This is a genomic window from Psychrobacter sp. 1U2 (genome assembly GCF_051847575.1).
Map to the genome: position 1 here is coordinate 1 of NZ_JBPYDC010001489.1, position 590 is coordinate 590.

Consider the following 590-nt stretch of genomic DNA (forward strand, 5'->3'; position numbering starts at 1 on the left):
TCAAACTTTAGGAGTCTTACATGCGTTATTCGTTATTAGCAGTCGCCGTTAGTTGTACCTTATTACTCACCGCTTGTAATAAATCGACTAATACTACAGAGTCGGCTACTGATAGCAGTAGCGCTGTAACAGCGGCTGAAACCACCACTAATACAGCGTCTACTACAGCAACTGATTTTAAATCTGCTGAAAACATCGCCATGAACATCACCGGTGCAGGCGCTTCGTTCCCGCAACCTATCTATGCCAAATGGTCTTATGACTATAATGCCGCGACTGGCGGTCAGGTGAACTACCAATCAATTGGCTCCTCTGGTGGTATCAAACAAATCGAAGCAAAAACTGTAGACTTTGGCGCTTCCGATGCACCGATGACCCCTGAAGAGTTGGACGCAGCAGGACTTATTCAGTTTCCGACCGTCATCGGTGGCGTCGTACCGATTGTCAACATCAATGGCATAGAGCCAGGTCAGCTGAAATTGGACGGCGCAACGTTAGCGGACATCTACTTGGGTAAGATTAGCAACTGGAACGACCCTGCTATTACTAACCTAAACCCAGACTTAACCCTGCCTGATGCTGCTATTACC

1 protein-coding gene is annotated in these 590 nt (G+C 47.3%); it reads left to right on the plus strand.

The features are described from left to right. Positions 1 to 20: 20 nt before the first annotated feature. On the plus strand, positions 21 to 590 hold a 570-nt coding region (locus ACS8FD_RS22785; protein WP_439277531.1), incomplete at its 3' end, for a substrate-binding domain-containing protein.